Genomic DNA, 257 nt, shown 5'->3' with positions numbered 1-257 from the left:
TCAGACTGGCAATTTCCACGGTCTCCTTCCCAGTGCGCTCCGCTAGCTTGCGCACCTCATCAGCCACCACGGCAAAACCACGTCCCATCTCCCCTGCTCGTGCAGCCTCGATAGCAGCATTTAATGCCAACAGGTTGGTCTGATCAGCAATCTCGCGTATGGCGGTAATAATGCGCCGGATATTTTGCGACTTCTCGGCCAAATCCTGTATGACCTGCCCCGCCCCCTCCACACTGCTAGCAGTCTGTGTCATCGCA

The 257-nt window shown here is 56.4% G+C and carries 1 protein-coding gene; it reads right to left on the bottom strand.

Annotated features, from left to right (window positions below; all coding sequences use genetic code 11):
* The coding region (locus ACZ9XP_RS17995) for a methyl-accepting chemotaxis protein (RefSeq protein ID WP_465188970.1) at positions 1 to 257 on the bottom strand (257 nt) is incomplete at both ends.

The organism is Vogesella perlucida (assembly GCF_979366545.1).
This window is presented reverse-complemented; position numbering and strand designations above follow the sequence as displayed.